Source organism: Mycolicibacterium sp. XJ870 (assembly GCF_053483975.1).
Map to the genome: position 1 here is coordinate 1 of NZ_JBEFTI010000019.1, position 955 is coordinate 955.

Here is a 955-nt window from a genome sequence, read left to right on the forward strand (position 1 = left end):
CGCACGCTAATGATTCCTATCGGCGTTTTGGATGGGTTCGTGGGGCTTGTTGCGAGACGCTGGTCGATGAGCCGCCGGCCGGTGAGCACCCCCGCACGCTGGAGTTGTTGAGTCCTTACCGCGAGACCGTGCCCCGGCCGGTTCATTGGGTTCGCCTGAAAGTGCTGAAGGGATGTCGTGCCGTATGTCGAGCACTTGTCCATTAGGTCGCTACGGGGTGTTCCCGCGCTCGCACGGTATCGGTTCTGATCAAACGGAAAGGCGATGAGAGTGCATGATTTTCGTAGGGGACGACTGGGCGCAAGATCACCACGACGTGTGGGTGATGGATGAAGACGGGCAGCGATTAGCCAGCACACGGCTGCCGGAGGGCACCCCCGGACTTGCGGCGTTTCACCAGTTGATGGCCGAGCACGCCGAGGAACCCGATCTGGTGGTGATCGGTATTGAAACAGATACTGGGCTGTGGGTGAGCGCGCTGGATGCCGCGGGATACCAGGTATATGCGATCAATCCGATGGCGGCCTCACGCTACCGTGACCGGCACGTGGTTTCGGGCGCGAAATCTGACACCGGTGACGCCAAAATGCTGGCCGATCTCGTACGGACCGATCGGCACAATCATCGCCGGCTGGCCGGTGACAGTTCCGCGGTCGAGGCCATCAAGGTGCTGGCGCGGGCCCACCAATCGTTGGTCTGGGCGCGGACTCGACACAGCAACATATTGAAGGCTGGGTTACGCCAGTACTATCCAGCCGCGCTGGTCGCGTTCGGCGATATCGACCACCACGACGCACTGGCGGTGCTGAGCCGCGCACCCAGTCCAGCCCAGGGCGCGGCGTTGAGTGTGTCCAAGATCAGCTCTCTGCTCAAAGCCGGTGGGCGTCAACGCTATATCGATCACCGTGCCCGAGAAATCCAGGCGGCACTGCGCAGCGAACAACTCACCGCGCCG

Annotated in this window: 1 protein-coding gene; it reads left to right on the forward strand. The window is 62.1% G+C overall.

Annotated elements, in window-relative coordinates:
- Positions 1 to 274 precede the first annotated feature (274 nt).
- Positions 275 to 955 (forward strand): IS110 family transposase (locus ABQF30_RS29525; RefSeq protein WP_448470622.1); only part of this gene is annotated, 681 nt, incomplete at its 3' end.